Source organism: Clostridium frigidicarnis (assembly GCF_900111985.1).
GTDB lineage: Bacteria > Bacillota > Clostridia > Clostridiales > Clostridiaceae > Clostridium_Z > Clostridium_Z frigidicarnis.
Window position 1 is genome coordinate 1 of record NZ_FOKI01000030.1, and the last position, 19,627, is coordinate 19,627.

Annotated in this window: 18 protein-coding genes and 4 pseudogenes; 17 read left to right on the plus strand and 5 right to left on the minus strand. The window is 29.4% G+C overall.

Features of this window, described 5'->3' with window-relative positions; translation table 11 throughout:
• From BM119_RS14620 to BM119_RS14640, 5 genes are all read left to right on the plus strand, one after another.
• Positions 1-608, plus strand: a 608-nt coding sequence (locus tag BM119_RS14620) for a GyrI-like domain-containing protein (protein WP_143087334.1), incomplete at its 5' end; no start/stop codon positions are given.
• 134 nt (positions 609-742) lie between these two features.
• Positions 743-1,198: an AraC family transcriptional regulator gene (locus BM119_RS14625; RefSeq protein WP_090042485.1), complete on the plus strand. Its 456-nt coding sequence runs from the start codon at positions 743-745 to the stop codon at positions 1,196-1,198.
• A gap of 360 nt (positions 1,199-1,558) precedes the next feature.
• Complete coding sequence (locus tag BM119_RS20515; RefSeq protein WP_341465759.1) at positions 1,559-1,975, plus strand: class I SAM-dependent methyltransferase; 417 nt, start codon at positions 1,559-1,561, stop codon at positions 1,973-1,975.
• Between the two features lie 635 nt (positions 1,976-2,610).
• Positions 2,611-3,417, plus strand: coding sequence for a M23 family metallopeptidase (locus tag BM119_RS14635; protein WP_090042486.1), 807 nt, complete (start codon positions 2,611-2,613; stop codon positions 3,415-3,417).
• 72 nt (positions 3,418-3,489) lie between these two features.
• Complete coding sequence (locus BM119_RS14640; protein WP_090042487.1) at positions 3,490-3,762, plus strand: CD3324 family protein; 273 nt, start codon at positions 3,490-3,492, stop codon at positions 3,760-3,762.
• A gap of 117 nt (positions 3,763-3,879) precedes the next feature.
• On the opposite strand, the gene BM119_RS14645 is transcribed toward BM119_RS14640, so the two are convergent.
• Complete coding sequence (locus BM119_RS14645; RefSeq protein ID WP_090042488.1) at positions 3,880-4,068, minus strand: cysteine-rich KTR domain-containing protein; 189 nt, start codon at positions 4,066-4,068, stop codon at positions 3,880-3,882.
• Positions 4,069-4,111: 43 nt separating this feature from the next.
• Complete coding sequence (locus BM119_RS14650; RefSeq protein WP_090042489.1) at positions 4,112-5,509, minus strand: MATE family efflux transporter; 1,398 nt, start codon at positions 5,507-5,509, stop codon at positions 4,112-4,114.
• 122 nt (positions 5,510-5,631) lie between these two features.
• Between BM119_RS14650 and BM119_RS14655 the strand changes: the two genes are divergently transcribed.
• The 10 genes and pseudogenes from BM119_RS14655 (at position 5,632) to BM119_RS14700 (ending at position 13,720) form a co-directional block, all read left to right on the plus strand.
• On the plus strand, positions 5,632-6,162 hold the full coding sequence (locus tag BM119_RS14655; protein WP_090042490.1) for a PadR family transcriptional regulator: 531 nt from the start codon (positions 5,632-5,634) through the stop codon (positions 6,160-6,162).
• 202 nt (positions 6,163-6,364) lie between these two features.
• Positions 6,365-6,625 (plus strand): annotated as a pseudogene (locus tag BM119_RS14660) (lipoate protein ligase C-terminal domain-containing protein); the annotation flags it as partial.
• Positions 6,626-6,970: 345 nt separating this feature from the next.
• Entirely contained in the window at positions 6,971-8,230 is a 1,260-nt protein-coding gene (locus tag BM119_RS14665) for a hypothetical protein (RefSeq protein WP_090042491.1), read from the plus strand.
• The gene (locus BM119_RS14670) at positions 8,175-9,053 is read left to right on the plus strand and encodes a nucleotide-binding protein (RefSeq protein ID WP_090042492.1); all 879 of its coding nucleotides are present in this window, start codon (positions 8,175-8,177) and stop codon (positions 9,051-9,053) included. The genes BM119_RS14665 and BM119_RS14670 overlap by 56 nt, the downstream gene beginning before the upstream one ends.
• 481 nt (positions 9,054-9,534) lie before the next feature.
• Positions 9,535-10,452: an ATP-binding protein gene (locus BM119_RS14675; RefSeq protein WP_242948441.1), complete on the plus strand. Its 918-nt coding sequence runs from the start codon at positions 9,535-9,537 to the stop codon at positions 10,450-10,452.
• Between the two features lie 26 nt (positions 10,453-10,478).
• Positions 10,479-10,739, plus strand: coding sequence for a hypothetical protein (locus tag BM119_RS14680; RefSeq protein WP_090042493.1), 261 nt, complete (start codon positions 10,479-10,481; stop codon positions 10,737-10,739).
• Between the two features lie 74 nt (positions 10,740-10,813).
• A pseudogene (locus tag BM119_RS20260) lies at positions 10,814-11,212 on the plus strand (PD-(D/E)XK nuclease domain-containing protein).
• 230 nt (positions 11,213-11,442) lie between these two features.
• Positions 11,443-12,207 carry a MerR family transcriptional regulator gene (locus BM119_RS14690; protein ID WP_090042495.1) on the plus strand — a complete coding sequence of 255 codons (765 nt, stop codon included), beginning with the start codon at positions 11,443-11,445 and terminating at the stop codon, positions 12,205-12,207.
• 51 nt (positions 12,208-12,258) lie between these two features.
• Complete coding sequence (locus BM119_RS14695; protein WP_090042496.1) at positions 12,259-12,990, plus strand: ABC transporter ATP-binding protein; 732 nt, start codon at positions 12,259-12,261, stop codon at positions 12,988-12,990.
• The gene (locus tag BM119_RS14700; protein WP_177199446.1) at positions 12,977-13,720 is read left to right on the plus strand and encodes an ABC transporter permease; all 744 of its coding nucleotides are present in this window, start codon (positions 12,977-12,979) and stop codon (positions 13,718-13,720) included. Before BM119_RS14695 ends, BM119_RS14700 begins: the two co-directional genes overlap by 14 nt.
• A 150-nt stretch (positions 13,721-13,870) precedes the next feature.
• On the opposite strand, the pseudogene BM119_RS14705 reads toward BM119_RS14700, so the two are convergent.
• Together BM119_RS14705 and BM119_RS14710 are read right to left on the minus strand one after the other, a co-directional pair.
• A pseudogene (locus BM119_RS14705) lies at positions 13,871-14,155 on the minus strand (DUF5131 family protein); the annotation flags it as partial.
• Between the two features lie 12 nt (positions 14,156-14,167).
• Positions 14,168-14,680 (minus strand): annotated as a pseudogene (locus tag BM119_RS14710) (GyrI-like domain-containing protein); the annotation flags it as partial.
• Positions 14,681-14,967: 287 nt separating this feature from the next.
• Between BM119_RS14710 and BM119_RS14715 the strand changes: the two are divergent.
• The gene (locus tag BM119_RS14715; RefSeq protein ID WP_090042498.1) at positions 14,968-16,821 is read left to right on the plus strand and encodes a glycosyl hydrolase family 18 protein; all 1,854 of its coding nucleotides are present in this window, start codon (positions 14,968-14,970) and stop codon (positions 16,819-16,821) included.
• A gap of 610 nt (positions 16,822-17,431) precedes the next feature.
• On the opposite strand, the gene BM119_RS14720 is transcribed toward BM119_RS14715, so the two are convergent.
• The gene (locus BM119_RS14720) at positions 17,432-18,019 is read right to left on the minus strand and encodes a hydrolase (protein WP_090042499.1); all 588 of its coding nucleotides are present in this window, start codon (positions 18,017-18,019) and stop codon (positions 17,432-17,434) included.
• Positions 18,020-18,603: 584 nt separating this feature from the next.
• Here BM119_RS14720 and BM119_RS14725 point away from each other — a divergent pair.
• On the plus strand, positions 18,604-19,530 hold the full coding sequence (locus BM119_RS14725) for an Rpn family recombination-promoting nuclease/putative transposase (RefSeq protein ID WP_090042500.1): 927 nt from the start codon (positions 18,604-18,606) through the stop codon (positions 19,528-19,530).
• The last annotated feature ends 97 nt before the right edge of the window (positions 19,531-19,627 follow it).

Below are 19,627 nucleotides of genomic sequence, written 5' to 3' on the forward strand. Positions count from 1 at the left end.
CACCAGATAGTTTCACAAAAGCTTTTACTCGATTTCATGGTGTCACACCTACTGCTGTTCGAAAAGATGGAGCAATGATTAAATCATTTGCTCCGTTGAAAATCAAATTTTCATTGGAAGGCGGTTATATTATGGATTACAAAATTGTTGAAAAAGATTCGTTTACTGTTATGTGTGTATCAAGGATTTTTAAATATGATAATGCAATTACAGAAGTTCCTCAGTTTTGGACAGAGCATTATCAAACAGGAAAGGGTAAATTTGTATGTGGAATGTATGGAGTATGCATAGATGAGAAAATGGGCTCAGATGAGTTTGAATATTTGATTGCAGACAATTATAATCCGTCTATGGAAATTCCTAATGGTTTTGTTACAAAGGTTATTCCTAAACACACGTGGGCTGTTTTTGCTTGCAAGGGTGGAATGCCGAAATCTCTGCAAGATGTGAACAGAAAAATCTTCTCAGAATGGCTACCTAATTGTAAGGATTATGAAATTGCAGCAGGTTATAATATTGAAATGTATACCAATGTGGCTGATTATCCGCAAGGTATTCAAGATGAAAACTATTATAGTGAAATTTGGATTCCTGTTAAGAAAAAATAACTGCACAAAAGAGCATAATTGGGAGTTCATTAAATTCCAACTTGTTAATTTTAAAAAATAAGTTGAAATACATTTTAAAGAATTATATGATGAATTCAGGCATCGATGTACTCTATTAAAAGAGAAGGTAAGTTATGGATATTAATATTGAAATGATACCATCATATAAAATTGCTTATATACGAAGAACAGGTCCTTATGGTTCAGAGAATGTACAAATTATGGAACAATTAAAAAGTTGGGCTAGAGAAAAAAACTTATTTAATGAAAATTCAATTATATTAGGAATAGCCCAAGATAACCCTCAATTCACAGAGCCTAAAGATTGTCGTTATGATACATGTTTAGTTGTTTCGGATGAATTCAAGGTTGATAATAAGTATATTAATTTTGGAAAAACCCTTAGTGGAAAATATTGCGTATTTAAAATAAGTCATACAGTAGATGCTATGCAAAAAGCATGGATGAAGATATTTTCGGAGTTATCAAAAAGAAATTATGAATTTGATGATAGAAGGCCTATTCTTGAACGTTATGCAATGCAGATGATAAATAAGCATTATTGTGAAATTTGTGTACCAATATTATAACAAATTCTAATTTGCCATCAGATTAAATAAAATTACTGTATATGTTAATCTCTAAAATAACCATAAATAAGACTAGAGATATGGAATCAACTTGATAATATATATTTAAGCAGCGGAGGAGAACCAAGTCCAGATGTAGGAGGTTCTCCTTTTTATTTTATTTCTATAATAAGGTTAATGATAAATCTTATGAATATAAAAATTGTAAAATAATGTTTAAAAATATGCTATAATTTATTCATCATGAGAGATAAATAATAATTTGAAGGGGCATCTTTAGTATAAGGTAAATAGTAATTTAATTTGCTTATTATTTATCTGATGGAAGATTCGTTCTATATTATAAAGTGAGGGATTATTATGGATTTTAGAAAGGTTTTTGACAGTATTCCTGAAGAATTTGACAAATGGAGAACATGTTATTGTGATGAACTTTTTGCCGATGTTATAGAATATTCAAAACTTGGTTTTAGTAAAACAGCTCTTGAAATTGGTTCGGGAACAGGTCAGGCTACAGAACCAATATTGAAAACAGGCTGTTCGTATTTGGCCATTGAACTGGGAGAAAATCTCGCAGAATATACAAAGAATAAATTTAGTTCATATGATAACTTTCAAATTGTAAATGCTGATTTTGAAACATATGATTTTGGGTATAATCAATTCGATTTGGTTTATTCAGCGGCAACAATCCAATGGATACCAGAAGAAATCGGTTTTCCAAAAGTTTATGATATGTTAAAAAGCAATGGAACATTTGCCATGATGCTAACTTGAACAGATGAAAAAAGTGCTAATGAATCCTTATATTTAAAGATACAAGAAATATACGCTAAATATTTTCAGTCAGAAACAGAATATAAATGTAATTTAAATTATAATAATACTAAAAAATATGGCTTTACTGATATTGAATGTCATCATTATCATAAAACAAGAGAACTTAATGCTGATGAGTACATCTCATGGGTAAGCACACATGCTTCTCATATAACTCTCCAGGAGCCGTACAAATCAAAGTTTTATGAAGGAATCAGAGATGCTATTTTGAGTTTTGGTAATACTGTAACCCTTTATGATACAATAGTTTTATATTTGGCAAGGAAGTCATAACCTTGTAGTATACGTGCAACACAAAGCTTATAAATTGAAATTTATTAAAGTAGTGTGAATGAATTGGAGATGTAAGAATGGATATAAGGGGAAAAAGAGTTGTATGCTGATGCAGTTCTTAGAAATACAAGAAGTCAATATATTATGAAAAAATTAGGATTTGAATATGTTTATGAAGATGAAACATTTAAGTATTATAAATTAAAAAAAGATAATTAATTTTTAAATGAAAGATAAATAGTAATTTGTATCAAAGATTATTTATATAATAAGAAAATAATATATTCAAGGAGAAAGTAATGAAGAAGAAAGTTGGATTAGTAATTTTATTATTAATTGAAATAATTTGTATTATTGGAGTATATGTTGTTGGTGGACAAGTATCACCGTGGATATGGTCAGGTTGTATATTTATTATTGCACCAATTGCAAGTATAGCACTTGTTGTTCAGATTGTAATTGGTGTTGTAAGAGGATGTAAAAGGAAAAATATTAAATGGAATATGCTATATATTATAATAACTTTAATTATGGCCTATCCGATTACAATACTTTTTGGAATATCCATATTAACGTATCCAGCAAATTTAAGTGATAAAGAAACTATTGAGATTATTAATCCAGTAGAAGATTCCATCCTACTTGGTGGGAAAGACTATAAAATACATGCAGTATGGCCATCTGAATGTTATGCATACGATATTGTGAAGGAACCATATGATATTAATTCTGATAAATTAAGTGATTATGGAATTTATCAGGCTAATGTTTATTGTCCTATATCAGGCACTGTAATTTATTCAAAAGATACAGAAGAAGACATATTGCCAAATACAGAAGATTTCCAAAGTTCACTTGGTAATTACATCTTTATTAAAGTTGAAGAAACAGGAACCTATCTTGTTTTAGCACATTTAGAGAAAAACAGTGTTAATGTATCAATTGGGGAGCATGTTACACAAGGTACAATTCTTGCAAAGGTTGGTAATTCTGGTACTACTTCAGAACCACATTTACATGTTCAACATCAAAAGAACAATCCTATTGATATGAAGATCCCTATTTGTTCTGAAGGATTGCCAATAAAATTTGTAGAAAATAATTAATAACTACTTTTGAAAATATAGAAAAATAGCCTTTGCTACCCTAAATAAGAATAATAAATTTAGGGGGGCATTATGTGCTATATAACTGCAAAAGAAGTATTACCTATTGAAATAATTGAGTTAATTCAAAAATATGTAGATGGAGAATATATTTATATTCCTAAGAAGGATAATACTAGAAGTGGCTGGGGAACTAGAAACAATACTAGGGAGAAAATAAATATAAGGAACTGCAATATTTATAAGGAATATATGAATGGGGATAGCAGAAAAGAGCTTTCAGAGAAATATTTCTTATCAAAGAAAAGCATAGATAGAATAATTTTAAAAGAAAAATTGGAATAGATTTATGAGCTAAAACTATTAAGTTTTAGCTTATTTTTATTGCTTGCAGACCATACGGAGTATGGAGCAAGCGAATAAAAATGAGCCGATAATTCGTGAGGTACAACGTCCTCTAAATTATCGGCTCCGCGTCTTTGCGTCTGGCTCTTTGATAACGGTCATCTTTAATCCATTAACACTGATTAAACTTTCCTTTTTACACTTAGGACAGAATAGTGGAAAATTCTTTAATTCTGTATCTGTTCTTACTTTTACTCTGGTTTTGTTTTGGCATATAGGACAATATAACCAATTTGCTTTTAACATTAAATACCACCTCTTTTTCCATAATGGAATTATCAATAATAAGTTAATTCAAAGTTGAACTATGACGTTCATCAATGGTAGAAATAGAGTCTGATTTTATTGCATTTAATTCCTTATGAATATGAACTGCCATGAATATAGTGATAATGGTAGAGATTACATCAGAAATTGGTTGAGCGTAAAGAATACCATTTATCCCTAAAATCATTGGAACAACTAGAATAACAGGTACAAAGCAAATCCCCTGTCTGCAAGCTCCAAGGATAAAGCCTTTTTTAGCTTTTCCTAGAGAAAGGAAAAGTGATGAATATACAGTATAATAACCAAAGAGCAAGAAAGACAAACCATTTGCCCTTAATGCATTTTGACCGATATTTATTAATTCCATATCACCTGTTGTAAATTGAGAAATAATTGTTGTAGGAAATAAAGCCATTATCAATCCAAAGATTGCACAAAATATTGTTGACCATTTTATAGAGGTCTTAATTGCTTCATATAAGCGTTCGTATTTTTTGGCTCCATAGCTATATCCTGCGATTGGTTGAAAACCTTTGATAAATCCAAATACCATTAGGCTACCCATAGAAATAATTCTTGTTACAGCTCCCATTCCAGCAATTACAGAGTCACCATATTCTTTTGCTTGCATATTTATAAGCGTAATTGAAAGACTAGTTAATAGCTGAAATGCAAGGGTCGGAATACCTATTTTCAAAATCTCAGACATAATTTCTTTTGAAAAACAACATTCTTTAATACTAAAACTGAAAACACTTTTTTTTCTGAGTACATAGCGTAAATATACCAATGTAGAAACAATCTGTGAAATAGCTGTGGCAATTGCAGCACCAGCTACCCCTAAATCTAAAACGTAAATAAAAATTGGGTCTAAAATAATATTTAATATAGCACCCGTTAGTAAAGCACACATTGTAGTTTTAGCAGCACCCTCACTTGTCACAATATTGTTCATTGTAACATTAAATACATTAAAGATTGATGAAATTAAATAAATGCTTGTATAAGTTATTGCATAAGGTAGAATACTTTCAGTTGCACCTAAAAGTTTTAGAATTGGATTTAGAAAAATAATAGTGCAGATAATAATTACTGCTCCAACAAAAATACTGCTGTATAGGGCGGTGCTGGCTACCTTATTTGCAGTTTCTTTATCACCATGCCCTAATAATCTGGAAATGTAAGAAGAAGCTCCATTTCCAAATAACAGTCCTAGTCCTACGACAACCTGCCCAAGTGGGAATGCAACAGATATTGCCCCCATTTGACTGGTTCCCAGTCCTCCAACAAAATAAGCGTCTACCAGATTGTATAATGCATTAATCATCATACCAATCATGATAGGAAGACCCATTGCTAAAAGTGCTTTTGGTATTGGAGCACTTCCTAGCAGTTCCATTTTCTTGTTATGTCCATTCATGATGAAATCTCCTTTCTGTTGACACAAGATATAAAATATAGTAGTATAAATTATAGCATTTTTGCTATGAAATCTATACTACTATAAATTATAGTAGTTTTCAATAAGAAAAGGAGAAGATTATGGCAACAATAGATTTAATTGTATTAGGAATACTTAAAAAAGAATCTTTAAGTGCTTACGATATTCAAAAATTGGTAGAGTATCGTAACATATCTAAATGGGTGAAAATTAGCACACCATCAATATATAAAAAAGTAATTCAGCTAGAAAAAAAAGGATATGTTAAGGGCACTATGGTTAAAGAGGGAAAAATGGCAGAGAAAGCAGTTTATTCCCTAACCAATGCTGGAGAAATAGAATTTGAAAAATTAATGTTAGGAATTGCTTCTAAACCGATTAATATTTTTTTGGATTTTAATGCTGTAATAGTGAATTTGAATAATCTTTCATTAGAAAATCAAAAGGTTTGTTTAAGTGATATTGAAAATAATGTGAAAATTTTGAAATCACAGATAGAAGAAAATATTAATTCTAAAGAGAATATACCAGAGATTTCTGGAGCAGCAAAGGCAGTTTTACAGCAACAATTTATACTGGCACAAGCAATTGAACAATGGCTTAATTCAATAAAAAAAACCTTTGAAAATTAATAATGAAATATTGAGTATGGTAGTACAAAATTCTTTTTGTATGGATATTCTTGGTGGATAAAAGCGTGCAGATCTCATTTGAGGAATGCACGCTTTTGATTTATCTTACAATCTTCCGGTTACCATTTTTTTAAAGTATCAAATCAAACTGTGAAATATGTGATGCTTTGGTTTATAAATGATACTATAGGAATATAATTAGAATGATCATTTAAATTTGGAAATTGATGTTTTAACTTTTAAAAATAAGATATTTGATTATAGTTTAAAAAGTGAAAAAGATGTAATTAAAGATATAAAGATATTTGGAGATTTCTTTGGTGTTAAGGATATAAAAGAAATAGAGGATTTATTAAAGGACATCGAGCACAACAAAGGAAAAATAGGGAATATAATAAAAAATGTTAACATAGATGAGTATTTTTCTAGAATCACTATGGAAGAATTTATAAGCTTATTTTAATATAATAAAAAGGTATAAAAGAATCTGTTTTTTAAGTGATTAACGCTGTTAAATACTTAAGAATAGATTCTTTTTTAGATTTAATAGTTAGAAAAGTTTAGAATATGATATGATGAACCGTGCCACAAATAAATTAGGGGTTGCGCCTTAAGCATTGGGATCACTTGTCTAAGTCTATTTTTATAAGTGAAGATACCGTATCATAAGTAAGCATGACTGATAAATTAACGGCTTTTAAATGTATAACATTTTTTACATTATGAGGTATATGGAAAGGGAATAAAATACATGGTATAATATTGGAAAGAGAACTGTAGATTTTTATTTAAGGTAAAGGAGTCAATTATGCATGTAAGTTTATCAATGCTTGATAATGTAGATAATTCGCAATTGCTTAGGTTTCTAAGGGAACAGGGATGTGAATATAGAGAAGAAGAAGCTGGAATGGATATTAATTATTGGATTTCTAATATGCTTGAAGAAGGAAGAATTAAGTTAAGTTTACTTAATGAATATTTATTAGAGGAATTATTTTTTGGAATGCATAGGTCAATTTATATATATAAAATTAATGGGGTAAGAAGATTGCAGAATATTAATTTGTGGAAAACAAATTTATTTAATATACTTGGAATTTATGATATACCATTTAATAATATAGTAGAAACTAAAGTAAATAAAGATGAAAATAAAAAGATAGCGGCTGTAGATTATATAGAAAATGAGCATGGAGAAATAGAAAAGTTAAGGATATTGTTTGTTGTACATACGGGACAAGTACATGCATCAGGGATATCGTATACATATAGTTATATACCAGTTGAATTAGACTTTAAAATGAAAATTATGATTATTAAAGCCAGACCTAGAAATAAAATTATTCCAGGAAATAAACCACATGAATTTCAAGAAAAGATTTATAAAGAATTAATTTCAAAAATGAATATATCAATTACTCCATTTGTAATAGATCATCAAGAGGCACTGTATAAAATGTCAAGAAATATTTTAGATGAATTATTTAAGAATATTGCTGGATATAATGATATACCAAGACTAGAAGAAGATATTAACATATTTATAAATAAAGTAACAGATAATATTACATTAAAAAACATTGAAGAAAGTAATGGAAGAATATCAATCCTTAAAGGAGTCATGGATATTAAATATGAATTAAATAATATGTTACAAAATTTAACCGTGTCTGATTATTTGTTTAATAAAGACGAGGATAATATTTGGGATACAGGAATTAATACAATAATAACATGTATTAGATTTAATGATAGTAAGAATGCAACAGCAAGTTTGAGTGGAGAAAATAGAAGTAAGCACATATTTAATTCAAAGGCGTTTATGGATTTAAGAAATGCATTAGAAGTTGTTAAGAATGTAAAATCACTTAGTATAGCATATAAAAAAAATAGAGGAAGTATGAGAGTGAAATATGATGCTGAGCCAGAGGATTGTCTAAAGATTTTAGTTCTAAGTCATCGTAATTATAATGAGGAAGATTTTATAACAATATGGGAAAGGTATAATGTAAATGAAAATAGAGATTTTACGTCAACTTCAGGAGTACATCAGGAGCAAATCAGTTGATGAATTAAAAAATATAAAGCCACAAGTTTTAAAAAATAAATTAGGAATTTCAGATATAGAACTTAAAGAACTAATAGATTATTTACATGATAAAGGAGCTATGATTTATAAATATAATATTAGTTGTTTAAATTGCCAATCTAATCACACTATATATGAAAATGAGATAAGAAAGGGCAATAAAGAGTGTGACGAGTGTGGAGAAATAATAAATTTTAACAATTATTTACAGAGAGCCAGTGTGCTTTTACTTCTTGATAAGAATGAAATACTATCATTAGATGAATCTGTAGATTTTAAAAACTATTCAATAAAGAAGATTATAGAAATTAAAGAAATAAGAGAATTGAAAGTTATAAAAACTGAAAATAAAAATAAGGAGAATAATATGGAAATATTTATTGGGAGTTCTACTCAGGCAGCAAATGAAATAGAAGAAATAGCATTAGTTGTAGAAGAAAAAGGGTTTAAAGCGCTACCATGGAATTCACGTGGCAAAGGAGTTTTTAGAGCAACAAATTTTACTATGGAGAATTTAATAAATGTAGCAGATAGAGTTTGTGCTGCTATCTTTATTTTTAACTCTGATGATGAGACTTGGTATAGTTCAGATAATGTTACGGTTAAAACAACTAGAGATAATGTATTATTTGAATATGGATTGTTTATGGGGAAAAAAGGGAGAAACAATGTTGTATTTATCTGTAAAAATAAACCTAAGATTGCTTCAGATTTAAATGGGGTTACTTATATTGATGCAGATCAACCAGAATATCATATGAAGGCGGAATTGAAAGACTGGTTAGCGAGTTTAAATGTATAATTCTAATCATATTATTATATAAAATCAAAACATAACTTATGGGTGATACAGAGAAGCGTATCATAAGTAATGTAGATTTATAGCCCTAATCATTGATATTACTTGGTTAGGGTTATTTTTATAGGTAAAAACACCGTAATAAGATTTAAAAAAGGTAACATAAGACGTGGTATAGGTATAAAAAGGTGTAATAAGGCTAATAATGAATAAGTTAAAGTCATATGAAGTATTTAAGCCAGGATTATTTCCAGAATACACTTATGTATCGAGAATGTCATGAGAAATTATGTTTAGCTATGAGTTTAGACTAGAACAAGCTCTAAAGACGCCAGGTTATCTTACTTCAATTATTGGACCATCTAAAACTGGAAAAACTGTTTTATGTTAAAAAGTTGTAGGTATAGATAATATTGTATCTATAACAGGAAGTGATTTTAAAAAATCAACAGATTTTTGGAGTATAGTAGCAATAAAGATTGGATTGGCAATTGAAGGTGAATATTCAAAGGTTAATACTTTAAAGGAAAATATTAATGATGAGAATGCTCAAATAAAGAGTTCAACATCTAGAGAAAAATATATATCAAATAAAGATTTGGTTATTGATTATTTTAAAAGCAATAACTTAGTTTTAGTTTTGGATGATTTTCATTATGCATCAGAGGAGTTACAATTTGATATAGCATACCAATTGAAGGATGCTATTAGAAAAGAATTTAAAGCAATAGTAATTTCATTACCACATAGAGCAGATGACGCAATTAGAAAAAATGCTGATTTAAGTGGAAGATTGAATTTAATAAATATAGAGCCATGGAAAAAGGAAGAACTAAAGGAAATTGCAGTAGTTGGTTTCAAGCAGTTGGGAGTAAATATAGAAGATTTAGATGCACAAAGAATAGCAATTGAAAGCCTTACATCTCCACAACTTATGCAATCTATATGTTTAAATTTATCATTGATATCTAATATATATGAAGCTAATAAATTAGATACTACTTTAATTGAAAGAAGTTATAAAGCTACTACTATAAATTTGCCATATAAAGACGTTTTTAATAAACTTCAAGCTGGCCCATCTACTAGAGGACAGAAAAGAAAGAAATATAGAATTAACAGTGGAGATGAACTTGATGTTTATGGAATTATATTAGAGGCAATTGCATTAGATCCTCCTTTAATTAGTATAACAATTGACGAATTAAAAGATAGAGTTGATGAATTAATAGAACCTTCAAATTATAAGCTTGATAAAAATACACTTAAAACAAAATTACAAGCAATTCAGGATGTTATGACCAACAGTGCAGCAATATATCAAGCATTTGAATGGAAAGATGATCAAATCTACATTGTTGAACCATTGTTTTTATTTTATATTAGATGGGGAGTAAAATAAAATGGGTAATAATTGTTTAGAAAATAATGATAAACTCACTAAAAAAGTTAGAGTCACAGATAAGGAAAGGTTGTGAGTTTATTGATTATTTAAAAGGTAATTACTCAATTGAAGAAATGAATAAATTATTCATTTTTTGGAGAAGAGAAACGGAAACAGTTTTATTTAAAATATTTGGCGATAACAAAAATGGTAAGTTGTTTTTAATTAAAACAGATAAAGACGTTAACAAATTTTCTAAAGCAGATACTATCAATATACTTACCGAAGGTACTAATAGAGTATAGATTTTATTCAAGAATTAATAGAAGAACTTAAAAATGATAGACCTAAGAATGAAGAAAATAGTAATTATTTGGATGTGAATTCAGCATTAATTATTATAAGAAGAATATTACAAAATTTCTATAAACATATTCAAGTAATGTATCAAGAAGAAGTGCATGGCAATGGAACAATAAAAAAGAAAGACTTAGATGCAATTCAACTTGGTAATGAATATGATGTACAGAGAATTTTATATTCACTTATACGCCTTATATTTCCAACAGCTAGAGTGGAAGTATCAGATGATGCAAGTTATAAGGCTATAAGATATGATATAAAAATAGATTAATATAACATAGTAATAGAGGTTAAGTGTACACGAAAAAGTATGACTGAAAGAAATTTAACAGAAGAACTAGTAGCAGATGCATTTATAAGAAATTATAAGAGAGAAAATGTAGAAGCAATAGTGAATCAATCAATAAATATATAGTTATTGCATTCAGAGCTAGTGAAATTTTAAATCCATAAGTAGCAAAAAAGCTTTTTATAGTCAGCTCTAGCATATCCAATACCACCCCCCCTAACTATGATGAAATATTCACCAATAGTTCAGGGGGTGTATGTTTATGATAACTAATATTTATGAAACAAATAAGACTCTCCACTATATCACCAGACTTTCCATAAGTGTTATGATAATAACATGGAGGTGCAAATGGTATGGGTAAGATATATAAAACAGCAGAAGTAGCTAAAATAACTGGGGTACATCCCAACACTGTACGTTTGTACGAAAAGCTTGAATTAATACCAAAGGTGAATAGATTACCAAATGGTTATAGAGTATTTACTGACTATCATATAGAGCAGTTTAACCTTGCTAGAACTGCCTTTAAAGTAGAGGTTCTACAAAATGGGCTTAGAAAGAAGATAATCAATGTTGTTAAGTTATCTGCTAAGGGGGAGTTTCAGGAAGCAATTAACTGTACAAATGATTATATAGATCAGATAAAGCAAGAGCGAAAAAATGCAGAGGAAGCCATAGAACTTTCAAAGAGGCTTTTATTAGAGATAGATGCTAAAGATAATTATATATTTTTTACAAGAAAGCAAACTTCAGACCATCTTCAAGTCACAATGGACACATTAAGAAATTGGGAGATGAATGGTCTACTTACTGTTAAGAGAAAGCAAAATGGATATCGAGTTTATACTGAAAGTGATATTAATAGATTGAAAATAATACGGACATTACGTTGTGCTAACTATTCCCTTTCAGCAATTTTAAGAATGCTTAGTGCCATATCAGAAAGTAAGGAAATTGATATTAGAGAGGTAATCAATAAAGCAAAAGAGGATGATGATATTATTACAGCATGTGATAAGCTTCTTACTTCCTTAAGTGATGCAGAAAAAAATGCAAATAGTATATTGAAGCAATTAGAATTTATGAAAAATGAATTTAATACAAACTCTACACTTTAACACCATACTTTGTGATGGTGTTATTCTTTTATCAAAAGGAGGTAATAACACATGGAAGTAATAAAAGTTCATAATCTTTATAAATCTTATGGTAATGTTCAAGTGGTGAAGGATATTAGTTTAACGGTAAAGAAAGGTGAGATATTTGGATTGCTCGGGGCAAATGGGGCAGGGAAGAGTACTACCATAGAGTGCATTTTAGGTACAAAGAATTTTGATGATGGGCAGGTATCTATCTTAGGTATGAATCCTCAAAAAGAAAGAAAACAGCTATTTCAGAAGGTTGGGGTTCAGTTTCAAGAATCTAATTATCAAGATAAGATTACAGTGAAAGAGTTGTGTGAAATAACTGAAGTTCTTTACAAAAATCCATTAGATTGCAATAAATTATTAGAGCAATTTCACCTTCAAGATAAGGTTAGAAATCTAGTAAGCGAACTATCTGGAGGTGAAAAGCAACGATTATTTATTATCCTAGCGTTAATTCCTAACCCAGAGGTAGTATTCCTAGACGAGCTTACAACAGGACTAGATGTAAAGGTTAGAAGAGATGTATGGAAGTGCTTATTAAACTTAAAGAAGCAAGGACTAACACTCTTTTTAACATCTCATTTCATGGATGAGGTTGAAGCTTTGTGCAATAAAATATGTATTTTAAAAAATGGAGTAATAGATTTTTATGGAACAGCTGAAGAAGTCGTGGCACTGAGTCCATATAAAAAATTTGAGGATGCTTATTTATGGTTTGTAGATGAGGAGGAATTGGATGATGAAAGTATTTAAAACAATGTTAAAAACTGAATTAAAGTTATCACTAAGAGGTATGGATATGTTCATCTTTGCAATCTGTATGCCAGTTTTGGTAACTATTATTTTAGGCGTTATTTATGGGAATAAACCCGCATTTCCTGGAGCAGATTTTACATTCATGGAACAATCCTTTGCAGCTGTATCAACCATTGCAATATGTGCAGGCGGTGTCATGGGGTTACCATTAGTATTATCTGAGTATCGTCACAGAAAGATATTAAAAAGATTTAGAGTAACACCAATTAGCCCATCTATGATTTTAGTAGTTCAAGGAGTAATCTATGCTTTATATGCCATTGTTTCATTAATTCTTGTTTATTTAACAGCAAAAATATTTTTCAAGTTTCAATTTAGAGGTTCATGGATAAACTTTTTAGGAGCATATACATTAGTAATGATATCAATGTTCAGCATTGGATTTATGGTGGGAGGAATAGCGAAAAATATTAAAATGGCAGGTGTTATTGCCAGTATTATATACTTTCCTATGCTTATATTCTCAGGAGCAACATTACCATATGAGGTTATGCCAACAGCCCTTCAAAAAGTGGCAGATATTTTACCCTTAACTCATGGAATAAAGCTTTTAAAAAGTGCATCACTTAATTTAAGCATAGATAATGCGATACTACCGATTTTAGTTGTAAGTATACTTGCTGTAATATGTATTGGGGTGTCTATTAAGCTTTTTAGGTGGGAGTAATTTAAAACTTATGAATAAATATTAATAGTTTAAACAGCCTTATAATAGTGTTGATATAGGCATAAAAAAGAGGATTTACTGTAATAAGGTAAATCCTTTATACATTTTTAAAGAAGGCGAACTAACATAACTTCACATTATACTCATACCCTATAGCCTCTCTTTAAACGAGTTATCATCAGTTAATATCTGACTGCATAGATCTTTGACATTAAGTGTGTATTTCTTACCATCTTTGATAAAGTGAGTTCCACATTGCCTAAATTCAAAAGAAACTCCTTTAGTTATGCACTGCTCTCCAATAGATAAAACCCAATTGTAATTCAGCGGTTTTGCATTTCTATCGGATTCACCACAAACTACCACCAATTCAACATTATCCAGATATTTTGCTATATTTATCTTTTCAATAAGTGGCTGGCAAATTACATTCCTAATGTACCATACTTAATTTTCTTTTTTTGAAACTGGAATCCATACCTCATATTGGGCATTCTCCGGGTCTGGATTTAAATACACCTCAATATCTGGTGCATTTCCATATTCATATCCTGAAGTTGGAAGCCATTCAGTTAGGATTCTTTTTTCTAGTTCCTGTATAGACTGAGCACTTCCTTCTCCTGAAAATATTGCCCACAGGGAGCTAGGAACAATGTATTCTTCTAAATTATTCTCTATTGGTTTACTACTTGCAACTGCAATATAGTATCTCCAATTATCTAATTCATTACAGGAGCTTACTCCGAGCATACCCATAGGCATTCCCTCCATCATGGCAGTAAGTCTTGGTATTGTTCCATTCATTACAGCTGTGCCCCACATTTTCGGTACAATTTCAAAGTTTTTCTCCATCTCTGTTTCTAGCGGTTCTGAAACACCTACAATTCTAAATGATTCCTTCTTTTCAAGTCTGTAATTCATTTCAATATCTCCTTTTATTGTTATTTTGAAGCTGATAGGAGTATTAGAGCAGGTAGTCATCGGATAAAGCATTTGTCCCATATTTCATAATTAATTAAATATAATGTATAAATTTATTTAAATATGTTTTTATGGTTATTTATGTAAAGGAATCAAGAAGTGGTTCGAGAAAATATGTATATTAAAAAATGGAGGTGGTTATATATGAGTAATATTAATTTCAATAGTTACTGAAACACTATAACCAAAATTCATATTTGAAACCAAATGGCAAGATTATCATAGCATAGTATTAAAATATAAAAGTAAGATAGGAGGGTATACAAATGAAAAACACTAAATTGATTAAATTAGTAGTTGGTTTTATGGCTGCTACATTTTCACTGTCGATTTTAACCACAAGGGTAGAGGCAAAAAATATTGAAAATAAAAATACTAAAAATGAAGTTAAACAAACTATTAATAATAAAGATTTAGAAAGAAAGTTAATTGGATATTTCCCAGAGTGGGCCTATAATAGTGAAGCTCAGGGATACTTTAAAGTTACTGATTTGCAATGGGATTCTTTAACTCATATTCAATATTCCTTTGCAATGGTGGATCAAGCTACAAATAAAATTAAATTAGGGGACAAACATGCCGCACTGGAAGAGGAATTTAAAAATTATAATTTATATTATAAAGGGAAAAAGGTAGAGTTGGATCCTAACCTGACCTATAAAGGTCACTTTAATTTATTACAGACTATGAAAAAACAATATCCTGATGTTAATTTGCTTATATCAGTAGGTGGATGGGCTGGAAGTAGAGGATTCTATACAATGATTGATACAGATGAAGGAATAAATACCTTTGCAGATTCTTGTGTTGATTTTATAGAAAAATATAACTTTGATGGTGTTGATATTGACTTTGAATATCCATCTTCAATAAGTCAATCAGGAAATCCAGCGGATTTTGACTTATCTGAACCTAGAAGGGCTAAATTAAATGAGAGATATAATATACTCATGAAAACACTAAGAGAAAAAATAGATGCAGCTTCTAAAAAGGATAATAAAGATTATATATTATCTGCTGCAGTTACAGCATCACCTTGGGTACTGGGCGGAGTTAAAGATAACACCTATGCTAAGTATTTAGATTTCTTAAGTGTTATGTCCTATGACTATCATGGTGGATGGAATGAATATGTTGAAAATCTAGCAGGTATTTATCCAGATCCAAAAGACAGGGAAACTGCAAGTCAAATTATGCCAACACTTTGTATGGATTGGGCTTATAGGTATTACAGAGGTGTATTACCACCTGAAAAAATATTAATGGGCATACCATACTATACTAGAGGATGGGAAAATGTACAAGGTGGACAAAATGGACTTCATGGATCAAGTAGAACCCCTGCATCTGGTAAGTATAATATTTGGGGAGACGATTTAGATAATGATGGAAAGCTAGAGCCAGCAGGTGCTAATCCATTATGGCACGTATTAAACCTTATGGAAAAGGATAAGAATTTAAAAGTATATTGGGATGATGTAGAAAAGGTACCATATGTATGGCAAAATGAAGAGAAAGTTTTCTTATCCTTTGAAAATGAAAGATCTATGGATGAAAGACTTAATTATATTAAAAATAAAAATCTAGGCGGAGCATTAATTTGGGTTATGAACGGTGATTATGGATTAAATCCTAACTATGAAGAAGGTTCAAGTGATATAAACAAAGGTAAGTATACTTTTGGTGATACTTTAACTAAGCGCCTAAGCAGTGGTTTGTCCAATATGGGAGCATGCAGTAAAACGCCAGAGGATTCTAATAATTCCCTAGAGCCTATAAATGTTTCAGTGGGCTTCGGTGGTAGTTATGATCATCCAAATTACACTTATGATATAAATGTAAAAAATTATACAGGTAAGGAAATTAAAGGGGGATGGGAAGTATACTTTGATTTACCAAAATCAGCATTATATATGTCTTCTTGGGGAGGAACGTACACTTTAAAAGACAATGGAGATTTTACAACAGTTACAATAAAATCTGGTAACTGGCAAAATATTAATGAGGGTGCTACTGTTAACCTTCAAGGAATGATAGGACTATGCTTTTCAGACGTTAGAAATATTAAATTTAATTGTATGAAACCTGTAGGAAATCAAAAAATTATTCAACAAAAATAGATAGCAGAAAAGTAAAATAAAACAGTGCCAGACTATATAATAATGGCACTGTTTTATTGATTTAAGCTAAAAGAAAAATTGGTACAATTCTTTCAAGGTTTAGTAATTTTGGTACTGCTTAAGAACCACATTTACATATTCAGCATCAAAAGAACAATCCTATTGATATGAAGATCCCTATTTGTTCTGAAGGATTGCCAATAAAATTTGTAGAAAATAATTAGTTAAATAGTAAATTATCTGTGATAGAAATAGAGAGAGGTATTTTAAAATGCAATATATGAGTGATAGTGAATGGTGGAATGAACGATTTAAAATTATAATTAATGGCAGAAGATTTAGTGCTATTATTGCATAAATAAAAGTTAGAATATTCATTAATATTATTACATAGAACTTATTTTTAAGAGGTTGAGTATATGGAAAATGTAGAATTAACTAATATGACTATGGTAATTGACAGAGAAAATGATAAGTAAATACAAACACCTCCATTGAATTCATTGATAAAATGAACCTGACGGAGGTGTTTTAATATGGGAAAATAGCATGCTCAATTAATTAAAAAATTATTTAATTTTGAACCACCCTAAGTTGAAATACACAGCTACTAATTATTATAGGTTTCCATTTGATTATTAATATATTCTTCACAAGAGCGCATAGCTAGAATTGTTTCTTCAAATAATTTATTTAATTCCCAACCAAGCATATCTGCACCTTGCTTAATTACGTCACGTGAACATCCAGCGGCAAATTTTTTATCCTTAAACTTTTTCTTTAAACTTGAAAGTTCCATATCCATAACACTCTTAGATGGACGCATCCTTGCAGCTGCACCAATTAATCCTGTAAGTTCATCAACTGCAAATAATACTTTTTCCATCTCATGTTCTGGTTTAGGTTGTTCTTCTGAACATAGACCATAACCGTGACTAGCTGCCGCTCTTATTAATCTCTCATCAATACCATGTTCTCTCATAATTTCTTGAGTTTTACTACAATGTTTTTCTGGATACATTTCAAAATCCAAATCATGAAGCAATCCAACCATAGACCAAAAGTCTGATTCATTTTCATATCCTAATTTTTTTGTAAAATAGTTCATAGTACCTTCAACTGTTAAAGCATGTTGAATATGAAATGCCCCTTTATTATATTCAGTAAGCAACTTCCATGCTTCTTCTCTTGTTATCATAATAACAGCCTCCTTTAAAATATAACTTTCGTATTTTTTTAATATCATTGTTTGCCTTAAGTGTATATAATATAATAGCTTACCAAAGTAAGATATAATTAATGTTAAAAATATTTTACTTTTGCAAATTATGTTTGTCAATATGATTATAGGCAGATATGCATGAATGGAATATACATTTTATTATTGCAGAAAAACATAAGTTTAAATATAAAAAATTATATAGGTTTATTTTTCATAAAAATTTGATATTATATAAATAATAAAAGCTTAGTGCACTAACACTAAGCTAATCCTTAGAACAAAAGCAGATAATCCAAATCTTAGATTTGGTGTTAGTTGATTTCACAGAGTGCTTATTTTGTTTTAGGGCTATTGGATAAATTTAATAGTTAAATTTGAGAGATTAAAGCACTAATCATTGCAGGATGGGTGCTTTTCTTATATTTATTGTATTTGTAATGTTGCTTAAATATGAAGTTTCCAGAGATGAAATTTAATTAATTAAGTTTTGATTTAATGTTATAATAAAGTTAATATAAGATAATAATTTAAACAAAAGAAGATGCAAGGAATGGTATTATATGAGTAAGAATGTAAAAAAAGAGATGTATCATATTCATGATAAAAGTTATAAGGATTTATATTCCAAAAAAGAAATAGCAGTAGACTTATTAAAGAATTTTGTTAATAAGGAGTTTACTAAGAAGTTGAAGCCAGAAGATTTAACCTTAGTTAACAAGTCTTATATTTCATCAGATTATGAAGAATCAGAAAGTGATATAGTTTACAAAGCTAAAATTGGAGATACAGAAGCAATATTTTATATATTAATAGAATTTCAATCTAGAGTTGATTATAGAATGCCATTAAGATTGCTATTCTATATGTGCGAAATATTAAGAGAATTTTCAAAGAATGAGAAACATGATAAAAATGATAAAAGTATAAAGATACCAGCAGTAATACCAATAGTACTATATAACGGTAAAGAAATATGGGATGTTCCAACTCAACTTAGAAATATGTTTTATAATGAAGAAAAATTTGATAGTGGAGTTTTAAATTTCACGTATGATATATTTGATGTAAACAATGGATTTACAAAAGATGAATTAGTAAATAGTAAGAATGTGACAGCAGCGATATTTTTATTAGATCAAAAAATAACACCACAAGAATTTTTAGATAGAGTTAAATTAATTGCGTTATTTTTTGATGGATTAAGCAATGAAGAGTTAAAGGCTATAAAACATTGGATTAAAAATACAACAGAAGAACGTTTGGCAGTGAAATCTACTGAGGTGTTAGAAGCAAGTAAAGAGGAGGTTATAAAAATGGTTGCTAATAATGCATTTATTATCAAAGAAATGGAAGAAAATGCAGAAAAACGAGGAGAAAGAATAAAAGCAATTGAGATAGCTAAAAATTTATTAGATGTTTTAGATGATGAAACAATAGCAGTAAAAACAGGATTAAGTATAGAAGAAATTAAAAAGTTAAGAAGTTAAGATTGTTATAAGCCTTAAGTAATTAATAAAAAAATAATTCGAATAAGAGATGCTAATCATTTGAAGATAGGCATCTTTTTTCATGTTATGTAAATGT